Here is a 15,808-nt window from a genome sequence, read left to right on the forward strand (position 1 = left end):
TCCCGATGAAGATACCCCGCAAGCTCGGCCTGTCGTTCCTTGCGATCAATGCGTCGGCGGCGGTCGTGATGCTGGTGTTCCTCGCCAGCATCCTGATGATCGCGCGCACGACCGAGCGGAACAACCACAGCCAGGACGTCTATGCGAAGGCATTGACGCTGGAGACCGCGATCCTGAGGCAGAACAGCCAGTTTCGCGGCTTCCTGGTCACTGGTGATACCAGCTACCTCAAATCCTATGAGGAGGGGCGCACCGAGTTCGACGCGACGGCGGTCGAGCTGGCGAGCATGCTGACGGTCCCGTCGGAACAGGCCCAGCTGGCCGAAGCACGGCGCGAGACGCTGGCGTGGCGGCGCAACTGGGGCGACCGGCTGATCGCCAAGGTCAAGGCCGGCGACCGCGAGGGCGCGCAGCAGGAAGTGCGCGACGCCGGGCAGAAGGTGCTGGTCAGCAAGATCGCGCTGCCGCTGCGCGCGCTGCGCGCGACCGAGACCGAGGCGATGGCGGCCCATGCCGACGATCAGAGCGGCGCGATCCGCATGGCGCTGATCGCGCTGGTCATCGGCGGCATCGCGCTGATCGCGATCGCCGTCGCGCTGGCGATGCTGCTCAGCCGCCAGATCGCCCGGCCGATCACCGTCCTGACCCAGGCGATGGGCGACCTCGCCGCCGGTCGGCACGATATCGATGTCGGGGCGGCCGGCCGCACCGACGAACTGGGCGACATGGCGCGTGCGGTGCTGGTGTTCCGCGACGCGGCGGTCGCGAAGATCGCCGACGATCGCGACCGGGAAGCGGCGATGACCGCGATCGGCGGCGGCCTGCGCAGCCTGTCGCAGGCCGACCTGACCGCGCGACTGGCCGATGTGCCGGCGGCGTTCCGCGCGCTGTCCGACGATTTCAATCTGGCGACGGCCAGCCTGAACCAGGTGCTGGGCGACGTGCGCGGCAGCGTCGATTCGATCAAGCTCAACTCCGGCGAGATCGCGCAGGCGGCCAGCGACCTGGCCGAACGGACCGAGCGCGAGGCGGCGGCGTTGCAGGAATCGTCCTCGGCGCTGGACGAGGTGACGCGCTCGATCCGCGAAGGGGCGGTCGCGGCGATCGACGCCAGCAGCGCGATGGCCGATACCCGCGGCGAGGCGGAGCGCGGCGACGCGGTCGTGCGACAGGCGATCGCGGCGATGCACGGCATCGAACAGGCAAGCGACGAGATCGCGCAGATCATCACCCTGATCGACGGGATCGCGTTCCAGACCAATTTGCTGGCGCTGAACGCCGGGATCGAGGCGGCCCGCGCGGGCGAGGCGGGCAAGGGCTTTGCCGTCGTCGCGTCCGAAGTCCGCGCGCTGGCGCAGCGTTCGGCCGATGCCGCGACCGAGGTGAAGGAAAAGGTGAAGGCCGCATCGACCCATGTCGGCGCGGGCGTCGAGCTGGTCGAACAGACCGGCGAGGCGCTGGCGCGGATCATCGAGCGGGTGGCCGGTGTCGGCGGGTCGATCGACGCGATCGCGCGCCAGTCTGACCATCAGGCGACCAGCCTCGGCCAGATCAACGTCGCCATCGCCGAAATGGACGCGATGACGCAGCAGAATGCGGCGATGGTCGAACAGACCTCCGCCGCCTCGCGGCAGCTGGTCGCGGAGGCGGAAGCATTAGCCGCGTCAGTCGCGACCTTCGCGATCGATGCGCCCGACGCCGCCGCGCCGCGCGCGGCGACGAACGTGACGCCGCTGCAGCCCAAGCGCTCGCCACGCCGCTGGGTTACCCCGCCCGAGCCGGCACCGCTCAAGGTCGCCAATGACGACTGGGACGCGTTCTGATCGTCATGGCAGGTCCCTTGGCCCGGCAGGCGGAGGTCGTGCGTGCGCTCGGCTCCGGCTTCGTCGCGGCGATCCTCGAGGCAGGCGAGCGCCAGCTGCATCGCGCGCCGCTGACCGCGCGGCTGATCGACGGCTGGCCGGGCGATCCGGCCGCCGATGCCTTGGCGATGCGCTTCAACGGCGCGCTGAACGCGCTGGCGCGACGCGGCGACCGTCCGGCGCTGTCGACGCTCTATGCCGATCGGGCCGGCGCGTTCGATGCGGTGGTCGGCGAGGTGCTGGCCGATGCGGACGCCTTCATCGCCGACTGGATGCGCGAGCCGCCACAGACCAACGAGGTCGCCCGCAGCGCGGCGATCATGGCGGCGCTGATGACCCTGCGGGCCGAGGTCGACCTGCCGGTCGAACTGCTCGAACTGGGGGCCAGCGCCGGGCTCAACCTCAATCTCGGTCGCTATCAGTTCAATTTGGGCGGGGTGCAGATCGGCGATCCCATGTCGCCGGTGCGTATCGCGCCCGAGTGGCGCGGCCCGCCGCCGTCGGCGCGTCCGGTCGAGATCGTCGGCGCGCGCGGCGTCGATCTGCGGCCGCTGTCGGTCACCGATCCCGCGGCACAGGAGCGGCTGATGGCCTATGTCTGGGCCGACCAGCCCGACCGCGCGGAGCGGCTGCATCACGCGCTGGCCATCGCCCATGCCCATCCGCCGATGCTCTCGCGTGGCGACATCGCCGACTGGCTGCCGCGCGAACTGGCCCGGTCCGCGCCGCCGGGCGTGTGCCGCGTGGTCGTCCACGCCATGTCGCAGCAATATTGGGGAGCGGCCACCCGCGCGACGGTCGCGGCCGCGCTGGCCGATGCCGATATCCCGATCGCCCGCATCGGTTTCGAATGGACCGACGCGCGCGACGCCGTGCACCTGACGCTCACCACCTATCCCGACGCGCGGGCCCGGCATCTGGCGACTTGCCACGCCTATGGCCACTGGATCGACTGGCATGGAGCCGCCGCCGCCTGACCGGCGGCGCCCGCTCAGCGCAGGATGATGTCCGCCCCATGCTTGTAGGCGCGAATCTCGTCTTCGCTCAACCCGTTGATCTCATGCGGAAAGATCAGCCAGTCGTTCGTCTGGTGCACGAAGAAGTCGGGTGCCAGGTCGGTCACGTTGCGCGCCGGCTTGTAATAGACCGTCGCGACCTTCACCGCGCCGGGCAGGGCATCGCCGCAACGTTCGCGCAATTCGGCCAGCACCGCCCGGATCGACCGGCCTGAATCGAACACATCGTCGATCAGCAGCAGGCGATCGTCGGGCGTCAGCACATCGACCAGATAACCGAGACCATAGACCCGGACCTCGGCATCCTGCCGGTCGATGCCGCTATAGGAAGCGGTACGGATCGCGATATGGTCGCTGTGCACCCCGCGATATTCCAGCAGTTCCTGCACCGCGATCCCGACCGGCGCACCGCCGCGCCAGATGCCGACGATATGGGTCGGGTGGAACCCGGCGTCGAAGACCAGATTGGCCAGGCGGAACGAATCCTCCAGCAGGCGGTCGGCCGACAGATAGACTTTGGTAGTCATGCAATTCCCGTCATGGCTGAAGGGCAACGGACGCGGCCGTCACGCGACCGGGAGGCGGTCGGACGTCACCGGAAAGATCGGATCGGAGGGAAGGTCGCTGGATGCCCCGTGAGGATTCGAACCTCAATTAACGGAGTCAGAGTCCGTGGTCTTACCTTTAGACGACAGGGCAGCACCGCAGCGAGGGCGGTCCGATAGGCCGGCTGTTTTGCCATGTCAACGCCGAATCGTTCGATTCGTCGCAATGCCTTGTCGCGGACGGCGGGCTTCGCTAGGTTGATGGCCAAGCACCGAGCGGCGTTCGGCCGTGACGGATAGAACATAAGTGAGTGACGGCATGGGGGATCTCTCCGCCCGGTTGCCGCACCGGGGGGCGCGTGGCGCTCCTCGAAAGGCAGCCTCTTCGCCGGCGCGGCCGCGCTGGCCGGGTGCGCGTCATTACGCCGCGCTCGACCTTGGCACCAACAACTGCCGGCTGCTGATCGCCCGGCCGCAGGGCGACGGCTTTGCCGTGGTCGATGCGTTTTCGCGCATCGTCCGGCTGGGCGAGGGGCTGGCCGCTACCGGCCGCCTGTCCGACGCGGCGATGGATCGGACCGTCGCCGCGCTGAAAATCTGCGCCGAGAAGCTCAAGCGCCGCGACGTGACGCTCGCCCGATCGGTCGCGACCGAGGCATGCCGCCGCGCCAGCAACGGTCCGGCCTTTGTCGAACGGGTGCTGGAGGAAACCGGCATCCACCTCGACATCATCACGGCGGAGGAGGAGGCGCGCCTCGCGGTGCTCGGCTGCCATGCCTTGCTCGAACCGGGGGACGGGCCGGCTTTGGTGTTCGACATCGGCGGTGGATCGACCGAGCTGGTGCTGCTCGACGCATCGGGCCCGGTGCCGCGCGTGCTCGACTGGCATTCCGCACCCTGGGGCGTGGTGTCGCTGACCGAGAGCCTGGGCGCGGGCAAGGAAGCACCGATGGCGTCGGGCGCCTATGCCCGGATGCGCGCCTGCGTGACCGAAAGCTTCGCACCGTTCGCCAAGCGGCTGCCGCAGACGACCGAGCCGCGCCGGCTGCTCGGCACCAGCGGGACGGTGACGACGCTCGCCAGCGTGCATCTCGGCCTCGCATCCTATGACCGCTCGCAGATCGACGGGCTGATCGTGCCGGCCGAATCGATGCTGGCGGTCAGCCAGCGGCTGGCCGGCATGAGCCTGGCCGAACGCGGCACGGTGCCGTGCATCGGCAGCGAACGCGCCGATCTGGTGGTCGCGGGTTGCGCGATCCTCGAAACGATTCTGGCGCTCTGGCCCGCCGAGCGGCTAGGGGTCGCCGACCGTGGGATTCGCGAAGGAATCCTGCGCCGATTGATGGCAGGAACCCGATGACCCGCGGAAGCCCCCCCGGACGCCAACGTGTACGCACCGCCCGCTCGCGCTCGGCCCAGTCGACGCGCTGGCTGGAGCGTCAGCTCAACGACCCCTATGTGAAGAAAGCACGCGCGGAAGGCTATCGCAGCCGCGCGGCGTACAAGCTGATCGAGCTGGACGAACGCTTCAAGCTGCTGCGCGGCGTCAAGCGCGTCGTCGACCTCGGCATCGCGCCGGGCGGCTGGACCCAGGTCGTGCGCAAGGTGCGGCCGGAATGCACCGTGGTCGGCATTGACCTGTTGCCGGTCGATCCAATCGATGGCGTGACGATCCTGCAGATGGACTTCCTCGCCGATCATGCGCCCGACCGCCTGCGCGAGGAATTGGGCGGCGAGGCGGACCTCGTCCTCTCCGACATGGCGGCCAATACGGTCGGCCATCCGCAGACCGATCACCTGCGCACCATGGCGCTGGTCGAGGCGGCGGTGATGTTCGCCTGCGAAGTGCTGCGTCCCGGCGGCGATTTCGTGGCGAAGGTACTGGCGGGCGGTGCCGACAACGAACTGGTCGCGGAGCTGAAGCGCAATTTCCAGACGGTGAAGCACGCCAAGCCCCCGGCCAGCCGCAAGGATTCGTCGGAATGGTACGTCATTGCGACGAACTTCAAGGGGCGGCGGGAGAGCGAAGAATCGACAAAACGTCCGTCCGACGAATGATGGACGATCCCCTAGCCGTCCGATAGGATGGCGACGGCTTCGGGGGAGGTTGCTCGATGGGCTGGTGGGCGCTTGTGGGCATGGTCGCCATGGCGGGGCAGGCGGGGAGCGACGCCGACCGCGTCCGAGCCGATCCCTATTGCCGCGACATTTTCGGCATCGTCGCCGCCAGCGGGCAGGGTTTCGCGCCGATCAAGGGCGCGTGGCGCACCGATGACGACGAATGGGTCTCGCTCATCACTCTGCCAGGCGCCGATGAATGCAGCATCCGGCCCTGGACCGAACAGGATCTGGAATTCGCTTGCAAATGGGCGGTTGCCGACACCGCGACCGCCAATGCCACCGCCCGCACGATGGCGGACAAGCTGCGATGGTGCGCCTGGCATGGTCTGGATTCGCCGTCCGGTCCGCTGGCCGACATGCGGTCCCCGACCGCGCGCGGCGTGACCTTTCTGTGGGAATTGTGGCTGTCGCGAACCATGACGAAGGTCACCGTCGAGGCGCGCCAGAGCCCGCGTTCCGGCGCGGCCAGCGTGCAGTTCCGCGTGGAGCGGCGGCGATGATCGCGCGGCGGACAGTCGTCGGCGGGCTTGCCCTATGCGGATCGGGACTGGGATGCGCGGTGCATGCGCAATGGCCGAACAGCGGTGCGGGTGCGGCACCCACGACGCGGGTCGACGTGCCGGTCGGTGGCTGCGGCATGAACCTGGCGGAAGCGCGGCAATTCGCTCAACAATGGCGGATCAGCGAGGACCTGGACGCCGACCCCGATGACGAGGCGGCATCGCGTGCCGCGCTCGTGCTGGAGCGATATTTTGCGCAGTGCTCGTTCGCGGGCGAGGACTGGTTCGGGGTGAAGCCGCGCTTCGGCTTCTTCGACGACGGCAAAAGCCCCAATGCGTTCGCCACGCCGTTTCCCTTGTTCGGCAACCGCGCCGATGTCGACGGGACGGTGGTGTTCGGTCGCCGCCTGCTGGCTCAGCAACTCCAGCGCGGCAACGCGGCGTTCGCCGCGATCATGGTCATCGTCGCGCACGAATATGCCCATGCCTACCAGTTCCGCCAGCGTCGTGGCGGCAAATGCCCCGAAATCGAACTGGAAGCCGATTTTCTTGCCGGATGGTCGCTCGCCTGCGAAGCGGGCAAGCGACAGGGGCGGCGGTTGAGCGTCGATCTGGCATCGTCCGCTGCGACGATGTTCGAATTCGGCAGCTATGATTTCAACAATCCGAGTTTTCACGGCACGCCCGAACAACGGCGCGACGCGTTGCTCGCCGGCTATCGCGCCGGTGACTCGGGCATGTCGCTGGCCGACGCCTATCGCACCAGCATCCGTTCGACCGCATAGCAAAAGGGCGGCCCCGCAGGACCGCCCTCTTCGCATCAGAAAGACCCGACAGCCTCAGCCGTCATAATCCCCACCGACATTCTGGTTGCGCGGCGGGGCGGCGGCGGTGAGGCGGAGCGCCTCTGCCGATGCGGCCAGCGAGCCCAGTTCGTCCGGTGCTTCCTCATCGTCGATCTGCACCTTCTGCATCGAGGTGATCACCGCCTCGCGCAGATGGTCCGGCGTGATGTTTTCCTCGGCGATTTCACGCAGCGCCACGACCGGGTTCTTGTCGCGGTCGCGATCGAGGGTGAGTTCGGCACCGCCCGAAATCTGGCGGGCGCGCTGGGCGGCCATCAACACCAGGTCGAAACGGTTGGGGATCTTGTCGACGCAATCCTCGACGGTGACGCGCGCCATGAAACGCCTTCCTTGCAAAACGGAGGGTATCGGAAAGCCCGCTGCCTACGCGGGGACGGGCGGAAAGTCAATGAAACTTGGGTGCCGCCCGGCCGTTACGCCATGGCAACGGATGGGAGCGGGCATGCACGACGGCCAGGAGCCGACCTTCACCGTCGCCGGAAACCGGCTGACGCTGTTGACGGAAGGGCCGGAGCGGCTGTCCGCGCTGCTGGCGCTGATCGACGGCGCGCGCCATTCGCTGCGCTTCCTGTTCTATATCTGGGAAGAGGATGCGTCCGGCGTCCGCGTCCGCGATGCGCTGGTCGATGCCGCCAGGCGCGGGGTACAGGTGTCGCTGATCGTCGACGGGCTGGGTGCGGAGGCGGCAGCCAATCGCCGTTTCTTCGAACCGCTGCGCGCGGCGGGCGGCGATGTCTGCGTGTTCGTGCCGCGCATCGGCCGGCGCTATCTGCTGCGCAATCACCAGAAGCTGGCGCTGGCCGACGACGCACGGGTGATCGTCGGCGGTTTCAATATCGAGGACGCCTATTTCGGCACTATCGAGGATCAGGCGTGGCGCGACCTGGGGCTGATCGTCGAAGGTCCCGCCGCCGGGCGGCTGGCCGGTTATTTTGATGCGCTGAAGGCATGGACCGCGCTGCCCGGCGCGCCGCTTCGCAAATTGTCGCGCCTGCTGAACGAATGGAGCGAGGATAGCGGCCCGATCCGCTGGCTGCTCGGCGGGCCGTCGCGGCGGCTGTCGCCCTGGGCGCGAATGGTGAAGTACGAAATCCGCCATAGCGAGCGGATCGACATGATCGCCGCCTATTTCGCGCCCGGCCCGCTGATGACCCGCCGGCTGGACCGGGCGGCGCGGCGGACGCGGCTGCGCATCGTGGTGCCGGCCAAGACCGATCATGCCATCGCGCTGCTGGCGGCGCGCTTCACCTATCGCAGCCTGCTGCGCCATGGCGCCGAACTCTATGAATATCGCCCGACCAAGCTGCACACCAAATTGTTTGTCGCCGACGATGCGGTGCATATCGGATCGGCCAATTTCGACATGCGTTCGATGTTCCTGAACATGGAACTGATGCTGCGGGTCGAGGATGCCGCCTTCGCTGCCCATCTGCGCGCCTATATGGACCGGGAGGTCGCGCAGTCGCAGCGGGTGACGCGCGAATTGAACCGCGCGCGCGCCGGCTGGTGGACGCGGACGAAGCAGGCCGGGGCCTATTTCGTGATGGCGGTGCTCGATCCCGAAATCACCGTCTGGCTCAACCGCGACTGATGCCGCTTGAGGTACGCGCGACGCTGGTCCATCGCGTAGCCGCATGGATATTCCCGCATTATACGCACAGCTGATTCAGGAAATCGGCGATGGCACCGGCATGGCGGACAGCCTGTTGCACGTCCATGCCGGCATGGCGGTGCTGCTGACCACCCGCGTGCTGACCGGGTATCGCCTGTCGACACCGGTGCCGCTGGCGGTGGTGGCGCTGGCCGAACTGGCCAACGAGGTGCTCGACCGGCTGCATTACGGGTCGTGGCGCTGGGACGATACGCTGCTCGATATCGTCAACACGATGTTCTGGCCGACGATGCTGTTCATCGGCCTGCGCCTGCGCAACCGGTTCGAACCGCGGGACGAGCCGGGGAACGCCGGCTGACCCGCAGCGGTTATATTGGCCAAGGAGAACCACCATGGCCGACACCCCCGCGCATCCCCAGGTCGATCCGAAGCGGACCGAGCCGCTCAACGCCTTCGACAACCCGATTGGCTATTCGGGCCAGGAATATGACCGCGAGCGGCAGGCACGACAGGCCGCCGCCGAAGCCGGTGCTCCCGGCTTCGTGCCATCCGACGACGGCCGCGAAATCCCGCCCGAGGCCGGCCACCGCGCCTCGATCGGCCCCGATGGCGAGGTCCATGGCAGCGGCGCCAATGCCGGCGGCGGCGCACAGGGCGAGAATTTCGACGACGACGCACCGGGCGAGGGGGCAGGGGTGCCGCCCGCAGAACGTGCGCCGGATCGGTGAGCAAGCCGCCCTCTAACCGTCACCCCGGACTTGATCCGGGGTCCCGCTTCTTCTGTTGCGGCGGTCAGTAGAAAGCGGGGCCCCGGGTCAAGTCCGGGGTGACGAGATAGGCCGGTAGCTTACCCTCGTGCCTCGCCGATCAGCTTCGCCGCGTTCGCCCCGGCCCAGTCCATCCCCCCGGTGACCCGCCACAATTCCTTGCCCGACGCATCATACAGGATCGTCGTCGGCAGGCTGACGCCCATGCCGGTCGAGAATTGCAGCTCCGGATCACGATAGGCAACCAGGTTCGCCAGCTTTCGCTCGGTCAGGAACGGCTGCACCTTCCCGGGCTCCATGTCCTGCGACACGGTCAGCACGTGCAGCGACGCCTTCTCCCGCGCCGCCAGCGCATCCAGCGTCGGCATCTCGCGCACGCACGGCGCGCACCACGTCGCCCACAGGTTCATCAGCACCGGCTTCCCCCGAAAATCGGCCAGTGTCACCGGCTTGCCTGCGCCGTCCTGAAAGGCGAACGCCGGCATCGCCTCGCCCTTGTGGCTGCGGTCGATCTTGCCCGCCGCTTCGGGCGCGGCGTCGTTGGCGGGCGTATCGACGTCGGGCACGGTGCCGTCGCCTTCCGCAGCCGCTTGCTCCGGCGCGGCCGCTCGCTTATCGCAAGCGCCGACGAACAGGCTCAGTCCAAGGAGAAGCGCGATTACCGGGCGCATGGAAGGCTCCAACAGCATGTGGGGCGGGCGCTTCGCCGAAGGCCCGTCGGCGGTGATGCGTGAGATAAACGCCTCGATCCCCTTCGACAAGCGGATGTGGCGACAGGATATCGCCGGGTCCAAGGCGCACGCAACGATGCTGGGCGCGCAGGGCATCGTCGACCAGGCCGATGTCGCGAAGATCCTCGACGGACTGGACGCGGTCGCGGCGGACTATGCCGAACAGGGCGTGCCCGACGATCTGACGCTCGAAGATATTCACATGCTGACCGAGGCGCGGCTGGCCGAAAAGATCGGTCCGGTCGCCGGGCGGCTGCATACCGCGCGCTCGCGCAACGATCAGGTCGCGACCGATTTCCGCCTGTGGACCCGCGATGCGATCGATGCGGTCGATGCGGCGCTGGGCCAGTTGCAGGCCGCGCTGCTGGTGCGCGCCGAGGAACATGCCGCCACCGTCATGCCCGGCTTCACGCACCTTCAGGTCGCGCAGCCGGTAACGCTCGGCCATCACCTGATGGCCTATCACAGCATGATCGCGCGCGATCGCGGGCGCTTTGCCGATTGCCGCGCGCGGCTCAACTACAACCCGCTCGGATCGGCGGCGCTGGCCGGGACCGGCTTCCCGCTCGATCGCCATGCGACGGCCAAGGCGCTGGGCTTTGCCGGGCCGACGGTTAATTCGCTTGATTCGGTGTCCGACCGCGACTTCGCGATCGAATATCTGACCGCCGCCGTACAATGCTCCCTGCACCTGTCGCGCCTGGCGGAAGAGTTCGTGATCTGGGCGTCGCAGATGTTCGGCTTCGTGTCCTTGAGCGACCAATGGTCGACCGGCAGCTCGATCATGCCGCAAAAGCGCAACCCCGACGCCGCCGAGCTGGTGCGCGGGCATAGCGGGCGGATCATGGGCTGCATGACGTCGCTGATGGTGACGATGAAGGGCCTGCCGCTCGCCTATTCCAAGGACATGCAGGACGACAAGCCGCCGGTGTTCGAGGCGACCGATCTGCTGGCGCTGTCGATCGCGGCGATGACCGGCATGGTCGAAAGCGCGACCTTCCGCCCCGATCGCATGCGCGCGGCGGCCGAAACCGGCTTTTCGACCGCGACCGATCTGGCCGACTGGCTGGTGCGCGAAGCGGGCGTGCCGTTCCGCGAGGCGCATCACATCACCGGCCGCGCGGTCAAGCTGGCTGAGGAAAAGGGCTGTCGCTTGGACGGCCTGACCATCGACGACCTGACCGGCATCGACGACCGCATCCATGCCGGCATCTTCGACGTGCTGAGCGTCGATGCCTCGGTCGCCAGCCGCAAGAGCTTCGGCGGCACCGCGCCCGATCGGGTCCGCGAAGCCATCGCCGCCGCGCGGGGGCAGGGGTGAGCCGCGCGCTCGCCCTCGCCGTCGTCACGCTGGCCCTCGCCGGCTGTGGCCAGCGCAGCGACCTGCGCCCGCGCGAGAATGCGTCGCTGCCGCCCGCGCCCTATGGCGCGACCGCGACGCCGACCCCGGCCGAACTGCTCGACCCGACGACGCAGCAGCGGCCGTCGCGCAGCGACGAATTGCTGACCGAATCGAAGGCGCGCGGCGACGATCCCTTCGCTCTGCCGCCACGCTGACCACGCGCTCCATCGTCACCCCCGCGCAGGCGGGGGTCCATACACGCTACCCGCGCGATGGAGTCGCCAAAGCCTGCGTCTATGGATTCCCGCCTTCGCGGGAATGACGAGCGGGGACCCATTCTCAACCCGCCCCCGTCGTTCTAAAGGGCCAGTCATGGATAATTTCACCCTTCGCGACGGCACGCTCCATGCCGAGGATGTCAGCCTGCCCGCCATCGCAGATGCGGTCGGCACGCCGGTCTATGTCTATTCGACAGCGACGCTCGAACGGCATGTCCATGTGTTCCGCGATGCCGTCGCGGGCCTCGGCAAGGGCGAACCGCTGGTCGCCTTCGCGGTGAAGGCCAATCCGAACAAGGCGGTGCTGGCCACGCTTGCCCGCGCCGGCATGGGCGCGGACGTGGTGTCGGGCGGCGAGCTGTACCGCGCGCTCGACGCCGGCATGGACCCCAACAAGGTCGTATTCTCCGGCGTCGGCAAGACCGCGGACGAAATGGCGCAGGCGCTGAACGCCGGCATCGGCCAGTTCAACATCGAATCCGAACCCGAACTCGACATGCTGTCGGCGGTGGCGACCCGGCTGGGCAAGGTCGCGCAGATCGCCATCCGCGTGAACCCCGACGTGATAGCCGGCACCCATGCGAAGATCTCGACCGGCGGCAAGGAGAACAAGTTCGGCATCGACTATCACGCCGCCCCCGCCGCCTATGCCCATGCCGCATCGCTGCCGGGGATCAGGGTACGCGGCGTCGCGGTGCATATCGGCAGCCAGCTGACCGACCTGCTGCCGCTCGAAGCCGCGTTCGGCCGGGTCGGTGCGCTGATCCGCGACCTTCGCGCCGCGGGGCACGACATCACCCACGCCGATCTCGGTGGTGGCCTCGGCGTCCCCTACGACCCCGCCAGGCCGCTGCCGCCCAGCCCGGCCGAATACGGCGCGATGGTCGCCCGCGCGACCGCCGGCTGGGATGCGCGGCTGATGTTCGAACCCGGCCGGCTGATCGTCGCCAATGCCGGCGTGCTGGTGTCGCGCGTCATCCGCGTGAAGCAGGGCGCGACCGCGCCGTTCGTCGTCGTCGACGCGGCGATGAACGACCTGCTGCGCCCCAGCCTCTACGACGCCTATCACGACATCCGCGCGGTGACCCCGACCGGCGAGCGGGCGGTGACCAACATCGTCGGCCCGGTGTGCGAGACCGGCGATACCTTTGCCCTGGGCCGCGAGATGGACGTGGTGGCCGCCGACGATCTGGTCGCGTTCATGACCGCCGGCGCTTACGGCGCGACCATGGCCTCGACCTACAACTCACGCGCTTTGGTGCCCGAGGTACTGGTGGCCGGCGACCGGTTCGCGGTGGTGCGCGAACGTCCCCCGATCGAGGCGCTGGCCCAGGCCGACCGCCTGCCGCCCTGGTTGTGAACGGGCTGCCGATCCTGCTGCGCACCGCCGGGCGCAGCGTGATCCTGGTGGGGGAGGGTGAGGCGGCCGATGCCAAGCGCCGCCTGCTCGAACGCACCGGCCTGACCGTCGTCGCCGATGCCGCCGACGCCCGCATTGCCGTCGTCGCCGTCGAGGATGACGGCGAAGCGCGCACCGCGATCGATGCGCTGAAGGCCCGCGGCATCCTCGTCAACGCGGTCGATCGCCTGGCCGATTGCGACTTCACCCTGCCGGCGATCGTCGACCGTTCGCCGATCCTGATCGCGATATCGACCGGCGGCGTGTCGGCGGGGCTGGCGGCGGCGATCCGCCAGCGGCTGGAAGCGATCCTGCCCGCCGGGGTCGGGCGACTGGCCGAAGGGCTGGGCGCCGCCCGCGCCGCCCTGCGCACGCGCTTCCCCGACGGAGGCGACCGCCGTCGCGCCATTGGTGCTGCCATCGCCGCAAATGGTCCGCTCGACCCGATGATCCCGCATCCCGACGATGCGGTCGAACGGTGGCTCGACGGCGCCGCCCCGGTCGCCGGCCGCGTCGAGACAATTCGCCTGCGCTCGCCCGATCCCGACGATCTGAGCTTACGCGAAGCCCGCTGGCTGGGGCAGGCCGACCGCATCCACCACACTGCGGACGTTCCCGCAGCGATCCTCGACCGCGCCCGCGCCGATGCGGTGCGGATCATGGGGCCGCTGCCCGCCGATCCGCTTCCCGGCCTGACGATCGACCTCGCATGACCTGTCGCGCGTGGCATATCGAGGGCGGGCGGGCGACGCCGATCGATCCGCTGGCGGCGGTCGATGCGACCGGCGGCTTCACCTGGATCCATCTGCATGGCGAGGGGGAGGTGGTCGCCAAATGGCTGCGCGACCATGCCCATCTGCCCGATTACGTCATCGACCCGCTGACCGCGGTCGAGACCCGCCCGCGCTGCGATGCGATCGGCAAGGGGGCGTTCGTCAACCTGCGCGGCCTGTCCGACGATGTGCTCAGCAGCGCCGATCCGCTCGCCTCGGTCCGCCTCTATGCCAGCGCGGGCCGCGTCCATTCGGTCACCCGGCGCAAGCTGACCGCGTTCCACACCGTCGTCGACCGGGTCGAGCGTGGCGAGGTGGCCGATCCCGGCGACCTGATCGTCGCCTTCGCCAGCGCGATCACCGAACAGCTCGACCCGCTGATCGCCGATCTCGGCGACACGCTCGACGAATGCGAGGAGGCGCTGGACCCCACCCGCATCTTCGAACAGCGCCGTGCCGTCACCCATACCCGCGTCCGCGCGATTGGCTATCGCCGCTTCCTCGTGCCGCAGCGTTCGGCGCTCGAAAAGCTGGGGCAACTGCCCGGCGACTGGCTGCAGGCCGACGACCGCCTCCACCTCGCCGCCGCCGCCGACCGCGCCGCGCGCATGGCAGAGGAGGTCGATTCGATCCGCGAACGCGCCGCGCTGGTCCACGAAACGCTGACCGACCTGCGCGCCGAACAGCTCGACCAGCGCTCGCTCCAGATCGCGATCGTGGCGATGGTGTTCCTGCCGCTGACCTTTCTGACCGGCCTGCTCGGCATGAACGTGAAGGGGATCCCCTTTGCCGACGAACCCTGGGCGTTCGCCGGGGTCGTCGGTCTGTGCGTGGCGATGAGCGCAGGGATCGTGGCGTGGTTCGTCCGGAAACACTGGATCGGGCGGTAGGGCAACCGTTGCGCCACCCACTACGTCACCCCGGACTTGTTCCGGGGTCCACCGGGCGGCTGGGCGATGGCAGGGGTTCGAAGCCCAATCCTATCGCAAGGTCGTTCCAAGCGGGGTTGTCCCGTTCGATCAGGTTGCGCTTCCAGTCCCGCCGCCACCGTTTGACAGTTTTCTCACGATAGATGGCAGCTTCCATCGTGGCGGCGATTTCCCAATAGACGAGCCGTTTGATGTTTTTCTCGGCAGTAAACCCGCCAAAAGTGCCTTCGCGATGCTGCGCTATCCGGCGCACCAAGTCGGACGTGACCTCGGTGTAGAGCGTTCCATTTCGGGCGCTGGCGAGAATATAGACGCAAGGTAGGCGTTCGACCATGAACGACTTCCTTATTCTTGCGGTGGGCCCCGGAACAAGTCCGGGGTAACAAGAAAAAGCGCCCTACCGCGCCACGAAGCCGATCATCTGCTCGACCATCAGCCGCAGCTGCCCGTCGGCCTTGTCGATCGCGCCGTCCTCGACGGTGTTGATCGCCACCCCGACCGGCGTCGGCCAGCCGCGCAGCGCGTGGGCGACGGTGCGCAGGGTGGTCATCGTCGCCACCGCTGCCTGCCACCCGGCCGCCGTCGCGACGATGCCGACCGGCATCCCGTCGAAATAGACGCGGTCGTCGCGGCGCAGCAGTTCGACATGGTCCAGCGCGTTCTTCACCAGCCCCGACAGCGTCCCGTGATAGCCCGGCGACCCGATGATGATCCCGTCGGCATCGCGCAGCGCGCGCAGGAACGACTGGATGCGCGGATTGCCGCCTGCCGCCTCGGGTTCGTAGTTCGGGAAGTCGATCGCCGGCCCGGTCAGCAGCGTGGTGCGCGCGCCCAGCGCCTTGGCATGGGTCAGCGCCCGTTCCAGCGCGGCGGCGGTGCCCGAAGTCGGGCGCAGCGTGCCCCCCAGCGCGACGATATGCGGTTGCTTCATGCGCGCACCGCTAGCGGATCACGGGGCGCGATGCCACCGTTGAGAAGGGGCGGTCGGGGAGGGATGCGAGTGCCACCGCCTGCCAAAACGTCACCCCGGGCTTGACCCGGGGTCCCGCTTCTTCTTCTGCGGGTGA

Annotated in this window: 19 protein-coding genes and 1 tRNA gene; 14 read left to right on the forward strand and 6 right to left on the reverse strand. The window is 68.5% G+C overall.

The genetic code is table 11. The features are described from left to right. Positions 1–5 precede the first annotated feature (5 nt). Both PPZ50_RS05185 and PPZ50_RS05190 read left to right on the forward strand, forming a co-directional pair. Positions 6–1,823: a methyl-accepting chemotaxis protein gene (locus PPZ50_RS05185; protein ID WP_066693837.1), complete on the forward strand. Its 1,818-nt coding sequence runs from the start codon at positions 6–8 to the stop codon at positions 1,821–1,823. Positions 1,824–1,828: 5 nt separating this feature from the next. Beyond that, a complete protein-coding gene (locus tag PPZ50_RS05190) occupies positions 1,829–2,839 on the forward strand; it encodes a DUF2332 domain-containing protein (protein ID WP_066693835.1) in 1,011 nt (336 codons plus the stop codon). A 14-nt stretch (positions 2,840–2,853) separates the two neighbouring features. On the opposite strand, the gene PPZ50_RS05195 is transcribed toward PPZ50_RS05190, so the two are convergent. Further along, a complete protein-coding gene (locus tag PPZ50_RS05195) occupies positions 2,854–3,405 on the reverse strand; it encodes a phosphoribosyltransferase (protein ID WP_066693833.1) in 552 nt (183 codons plus the stop codon). A 98-nt stretch (positions 3,406–3,503) separates the two neighbouring features. Next, positions 3,504–3,577, reverse strand: a tRNA-Gln gene (locus tag PPZ50_RS05200). A gap of 165 nt (positions 3,578–3,742) precedes the next feature. Between PPZ50_RS05200 and PPZ50_RS05205 the strand changes: the two genes are divergently transcribed. Genes PPZ50_RS05205 through PPZ50_RS05220 form a run of 4 tightly spaced genes read left to right on the forward strand, consistent with a single transcriptional unit; the run spans position 3,743 to position 6,829 of the window. After that, positions 3,743–4,783, forward strand: a complete 1,041-nt coding sequence (locus tag PPZ50_RS05205; RefSeq protein WP_066693830.1) for a Ppx/GppA phosphatase family protein — start codon at positions 3,743–3,745, stop codon at positions 4,781–4,783. Next, entirely contained in the window at positions 4,780–5,481 is a 702-nt protein-coding gene (locus tag PPZ50_RS05210) for an RlmE family RNA methyltransferase (protein ID WP_066693824.1), read from the forward strand. Before PPZ50_RS05205 ends, PPZ50_RS05210 begins: the two co-directional genes overlap by 4 nt. Before the next feature lie 56 nt (positions 5,482–5,537). Then, entirely contained in the window at positions 5,538–6,044 is a 507-nt protein-coding gene (locus PPZ50_RS05215) for a hypothetical protein (RefSeq protein WP_066693821.1), read from the forward strand. Then, complete coding sequence (locus PPZ50_RS05220; protein ID WP_126012990.1) at positions 6,041–6,829, forward strand: hypothetical protein; 789 nt, start codon at positions 6,041–6,043, stop codon at positions 6,827–6,829. Before PPZ50_RS05215 ends, PPZ50_RS05220 begins: the two co-directional genes overlap by 4 nt. Before the next feature lie 54 nt (positions 6,830–6,883). On the opposite strand, the gene rpoZ is transcribed toward PPZ50_RS05220, so the two are convergent. Beyond that, on the reverse strand, positions 6,884–7,228 hold the full coding sequence (gene rpoZ, locus PPZ50_RS05225) for a DNA-directed RNA polymerase subunit omega (RefSeq protein WP_066693817.1): 345 nt from the start codon (positions 7,226–7,228) through the stop codon (positions 6,884–6,886). Between the two features lie 124 nt (positions 7,229–7,352). Here rpoZ and PPZ50_RS05230 point away from each other — a divergent pair, with 124 nt between their 5' ends. Genes PPZ50_RS05230 through PPZ50_RS05240 form a run of 3 tightly spaced genes read left to right on the forward strand, consistent with a single transcriptional unit; the run spans position 7,353 to position 9,250 of the window. After that, positions 7,353–8,501 (forward strand): phospholipase D-like domain-containing protein, encoded by a 1,149-nt coding sequence (locus PPZ50_RS05230; protein WP_157092800.1) that lies wholly within the window; start codon positions 7,353–7,355, stop codon positions 8,499–8,501. Positions 8,502–8,544: 43 nt separating this feature from the next. Continuing rightward, positions 8,545–8,880: a hypothetical protein gene (locus tag PPZ50_RS05235; protein WP_066693811.1), complete on the forward strand. Its 336-nt coding sequence runs from the start codon at positions 8,545–8,547 to the stop codon at positions 8,878–8,880. 34 nt (positions 8,881–8,914) lie between these two features. Then, entirely contained in the window at positions 8,915–9,250 is a 336-nt protein-coding gene (locus PPZ50_RS05240) for a hypothetical protein (RefSeq protein WP_066693809.1), read from the forward strand. Positions 9,251–9,369: 119 nt separating this feature from the next. On the opposite strand, the gene PPZ50_RS05245 is transcribed toward PPZ50_RS05240, so the two are convergent. Beyond that, positions 9,370–9,855: a TlpA family protein disulfide reductase gene (locus PPZ50_RS05245; RefSeq protein WP_332307362.1), complete on the reverse strand. Its 486-nt coding sequence runs from the start codon at positions 9,853–9,855 to the stop codon at positions 9,370–9,372. A gap of 121 nt (positions 9,856–9,976) precedes the next feature. Here PPZ50_RS05245 and argH point away from each other — a divergent pair, with 121 nt between their 5' ends. The 5 genes from argH to PPZ50_RS05270 all read left to right on the forward strand — a co-directional run bounded on the left by argH (position 9,977) and on the right by PPZ50_RS05270 (position 14,702). Beyond that, a complete protein-coding gene (argH, locus tag PPZ50_RS05250; RefSeq protein WP_066693805.1) occupies positions 9,977–11,341 on the forward strand; it encodes an argininosuccinate lyase in 1,365 nt (454 codons plus the stop codon). Then, entirely contained in the window at positions 11,338–11,577 is a 240-nt protein-coding gene (locus tag PPZ50_RS05255) for a lipoprotein (protein WP_066693803.1), read from the forward strand. Before argH ends, PPZ50_RS05255 begins: the two co-directional genes overlap by 4 nt. A 157-nt stretch (positions 11,578–11,734) precedes the next feature. Next, a complete protein-coding gene (gene lysA / locus PPZ50_RS05260) occupies positions 11,735–13,000 on the forward strand; it encodes a diaminopimelate decarboxylase (RefSeq protein WP_066693801.1) in 1,266 nt (421 codons plus the stop codon). Next, positions 12,991–13,752 carry a precorrin-2 dehydrogenase/sirohydrochlorin ferrochelatase family protein gene (locus tag PPZ50_RS05265; RefSeq protein WP_066693975.1) on the forward strand — a complete coding sequence of 254 codons (762 nt, stop codon included), beginning with the start codon at positions 12,991–12,993 and terminating at the stop codon, positions 13,750–13,752. The genes lysA and PPZ50_RS05265 overlap by 10 nt, the downstream gene beginning before the upstream one ends. Next, positions 13,749–14,702 (forward strand): zinc transporter ZntB, encoded by a 954-nt coding sequence (locus PPZ50_RS05270; protein WP_066693790.1) that lies wholly within the window; start codon positions 13,749–13,751, stop codon positions 14,700–14,702. Before PPZ50_RS05265 ends, PPZ50_RS05270 begins: the two co-directional genes overlap by 4 nt. A gap of 25 nt (positions 14,703–14,727) precedes the next feature. On the opposite strand, the gene PPZ50_RS05275 is transcribed toward PPZ50_RS05270, so the two are convergent. Continuing rightward, the gene (locus PPZ50_RS05275) at positions 14,728–15,075 is read right to left on the reverse strand and encodes a GIY-YIG nuclease family protein (protein WP_084401807.1); all 348 of its coding nucleotides are present in this window, start codon (positions 15,073–15,075) and stop codon (positions 14,728–14,730) included. Positions 15,076–15,138: 63 nt separating this feature from the next. Continuing rightward, positions 15,139–15,672, reverse strand: a complete 534-nt coding sequence (locus tag PPZ50_RS05280) for an NADPH-dependent FMN reductase (protein ID WP_066693788.1) — start codon at positions 15,670–15,672, stop codon at positions 15,139–15,141. Positions 15,673–15,808 lie beyond the last annotated feature (136 nt).

Origin of the sequence: Sphingomonas hankookensis, assembly GCF_028551275.1 — a bacterium.
Taxonomy (GTDB): Bacteria; Pseudomonadota; Alphaproteobacteria; order Sphingomonadales; family Sphingomonadaceae; genus Sphingomonas; species Sphingomonas hankookensis_A.

Coding starts and splice junctions, on each gene's coding strand:
- PPZ50_RS05235 (WP_066693811.1), top strand. CDS start 8,545: ATGGATATTCCCGCATTATACGCACAGCTGATTCAGGAAATCGGCGAT.
- PPZ50_RS05270 (WP_066693790.1), top strand. CDS start 13,749: ATGACCTGTCGCGCGTGGCATATCGAGGGCGGGCGGGCGACGCCGATC.
- PPZ50_RS05215 (WP_066693821.1), top strand. CDS start 5,538: ATGGGCTGGTGGGCGCTTGTGGGCATGGTCGCCATGGCGGGGCAGGCG.
- PPZ50_RS05205 (WP_066693830.1), top strand. CDS start 3,743: ATGGGGGATCTCTCCGCCCGGTTGCCGCACCGGGGGGCGCGTGGCGCT.
- PPZ50_RS05240 (WP_066693809.1), top strand. CDS start 8,915: ATGGCCGACACCCCCGCGCATCCCCAGGTCGATCCGAAGCGGACCGAG.
- PPZ50_RS05210 (WP_066693824.1), top strand. CDS start 4,780: ATGACCCGCGGAAGCCCCCCCGGACGCCAACGTGTACGCACCGCCCGC.
- PPZ50_RS05230 (WP_157092800.1), top strand. CDS start 7,353: ATGCACGACGGCCAGGAGCCGACCTTCACCGTCGCCGGAAACCGGCTG.
- PPZ50_RS05220 (WP_126012990.1), top strand. CDS start 6,041: ATGATCGCGCGGCGGACAGTCGTCGGCGGGCTTGCCCTATGCGGATCG.
- PPZ50_RS05195 (WP_066693833.1), bottom strand. CDS start 3,405: ATGACTACCAAAGTCTATCTGTCGGCCGACCGCCTGCTGGAGGATTCG.
- PPZ50_RS05275 (WP_084401807.1), bottom strand. CDS start 15,075: ATGGTCGAACGCCTACCTTGCGTCTATATTCTCGCCAGCGCCCGAAAT.
- argH (WP_066693805.1), top strand. CDS start 9,977: ATGTGGGGCGGGCGCTTCGCCGAAGGCCCGTCGGCGGTGATGCGTGAG.
- PPZ50_RS05280 (WP_066693788.1), bottom strand. CDS start 15,672: ATGAAGCAACCGCATATCGTCGCGCTGGGGGGCACGCTGCGCCCGACT.
- lysA (WP_066693801.1), top strand. CDS start 11,735: ATGGATAATTTCACCCTTCGCGACGGCACGCTCCATGCCGAGGATGTC.
- PPZ50_RS05190 (WP_066693835.1), top strand. CDS start 1,829: ATGGCAGGTCCCTTGGCCCGGCAGGCGGAGGTCGTGCGTGCGCTCGGC.
- PPZ50_RS05185 (WP_066693837.1), top strand. CDS start 6: ATGAAGATACCCCGCAAGCTCGGCCTGTCGTTCCTTGCGATCAATGCG.
- rpoZ (WP_066693817.1), bottom strand. CDS start 7,228: ATGGCGCGCGTCACCGTCGAGGATTGCGTCGACAAGATCCCCAACCGT.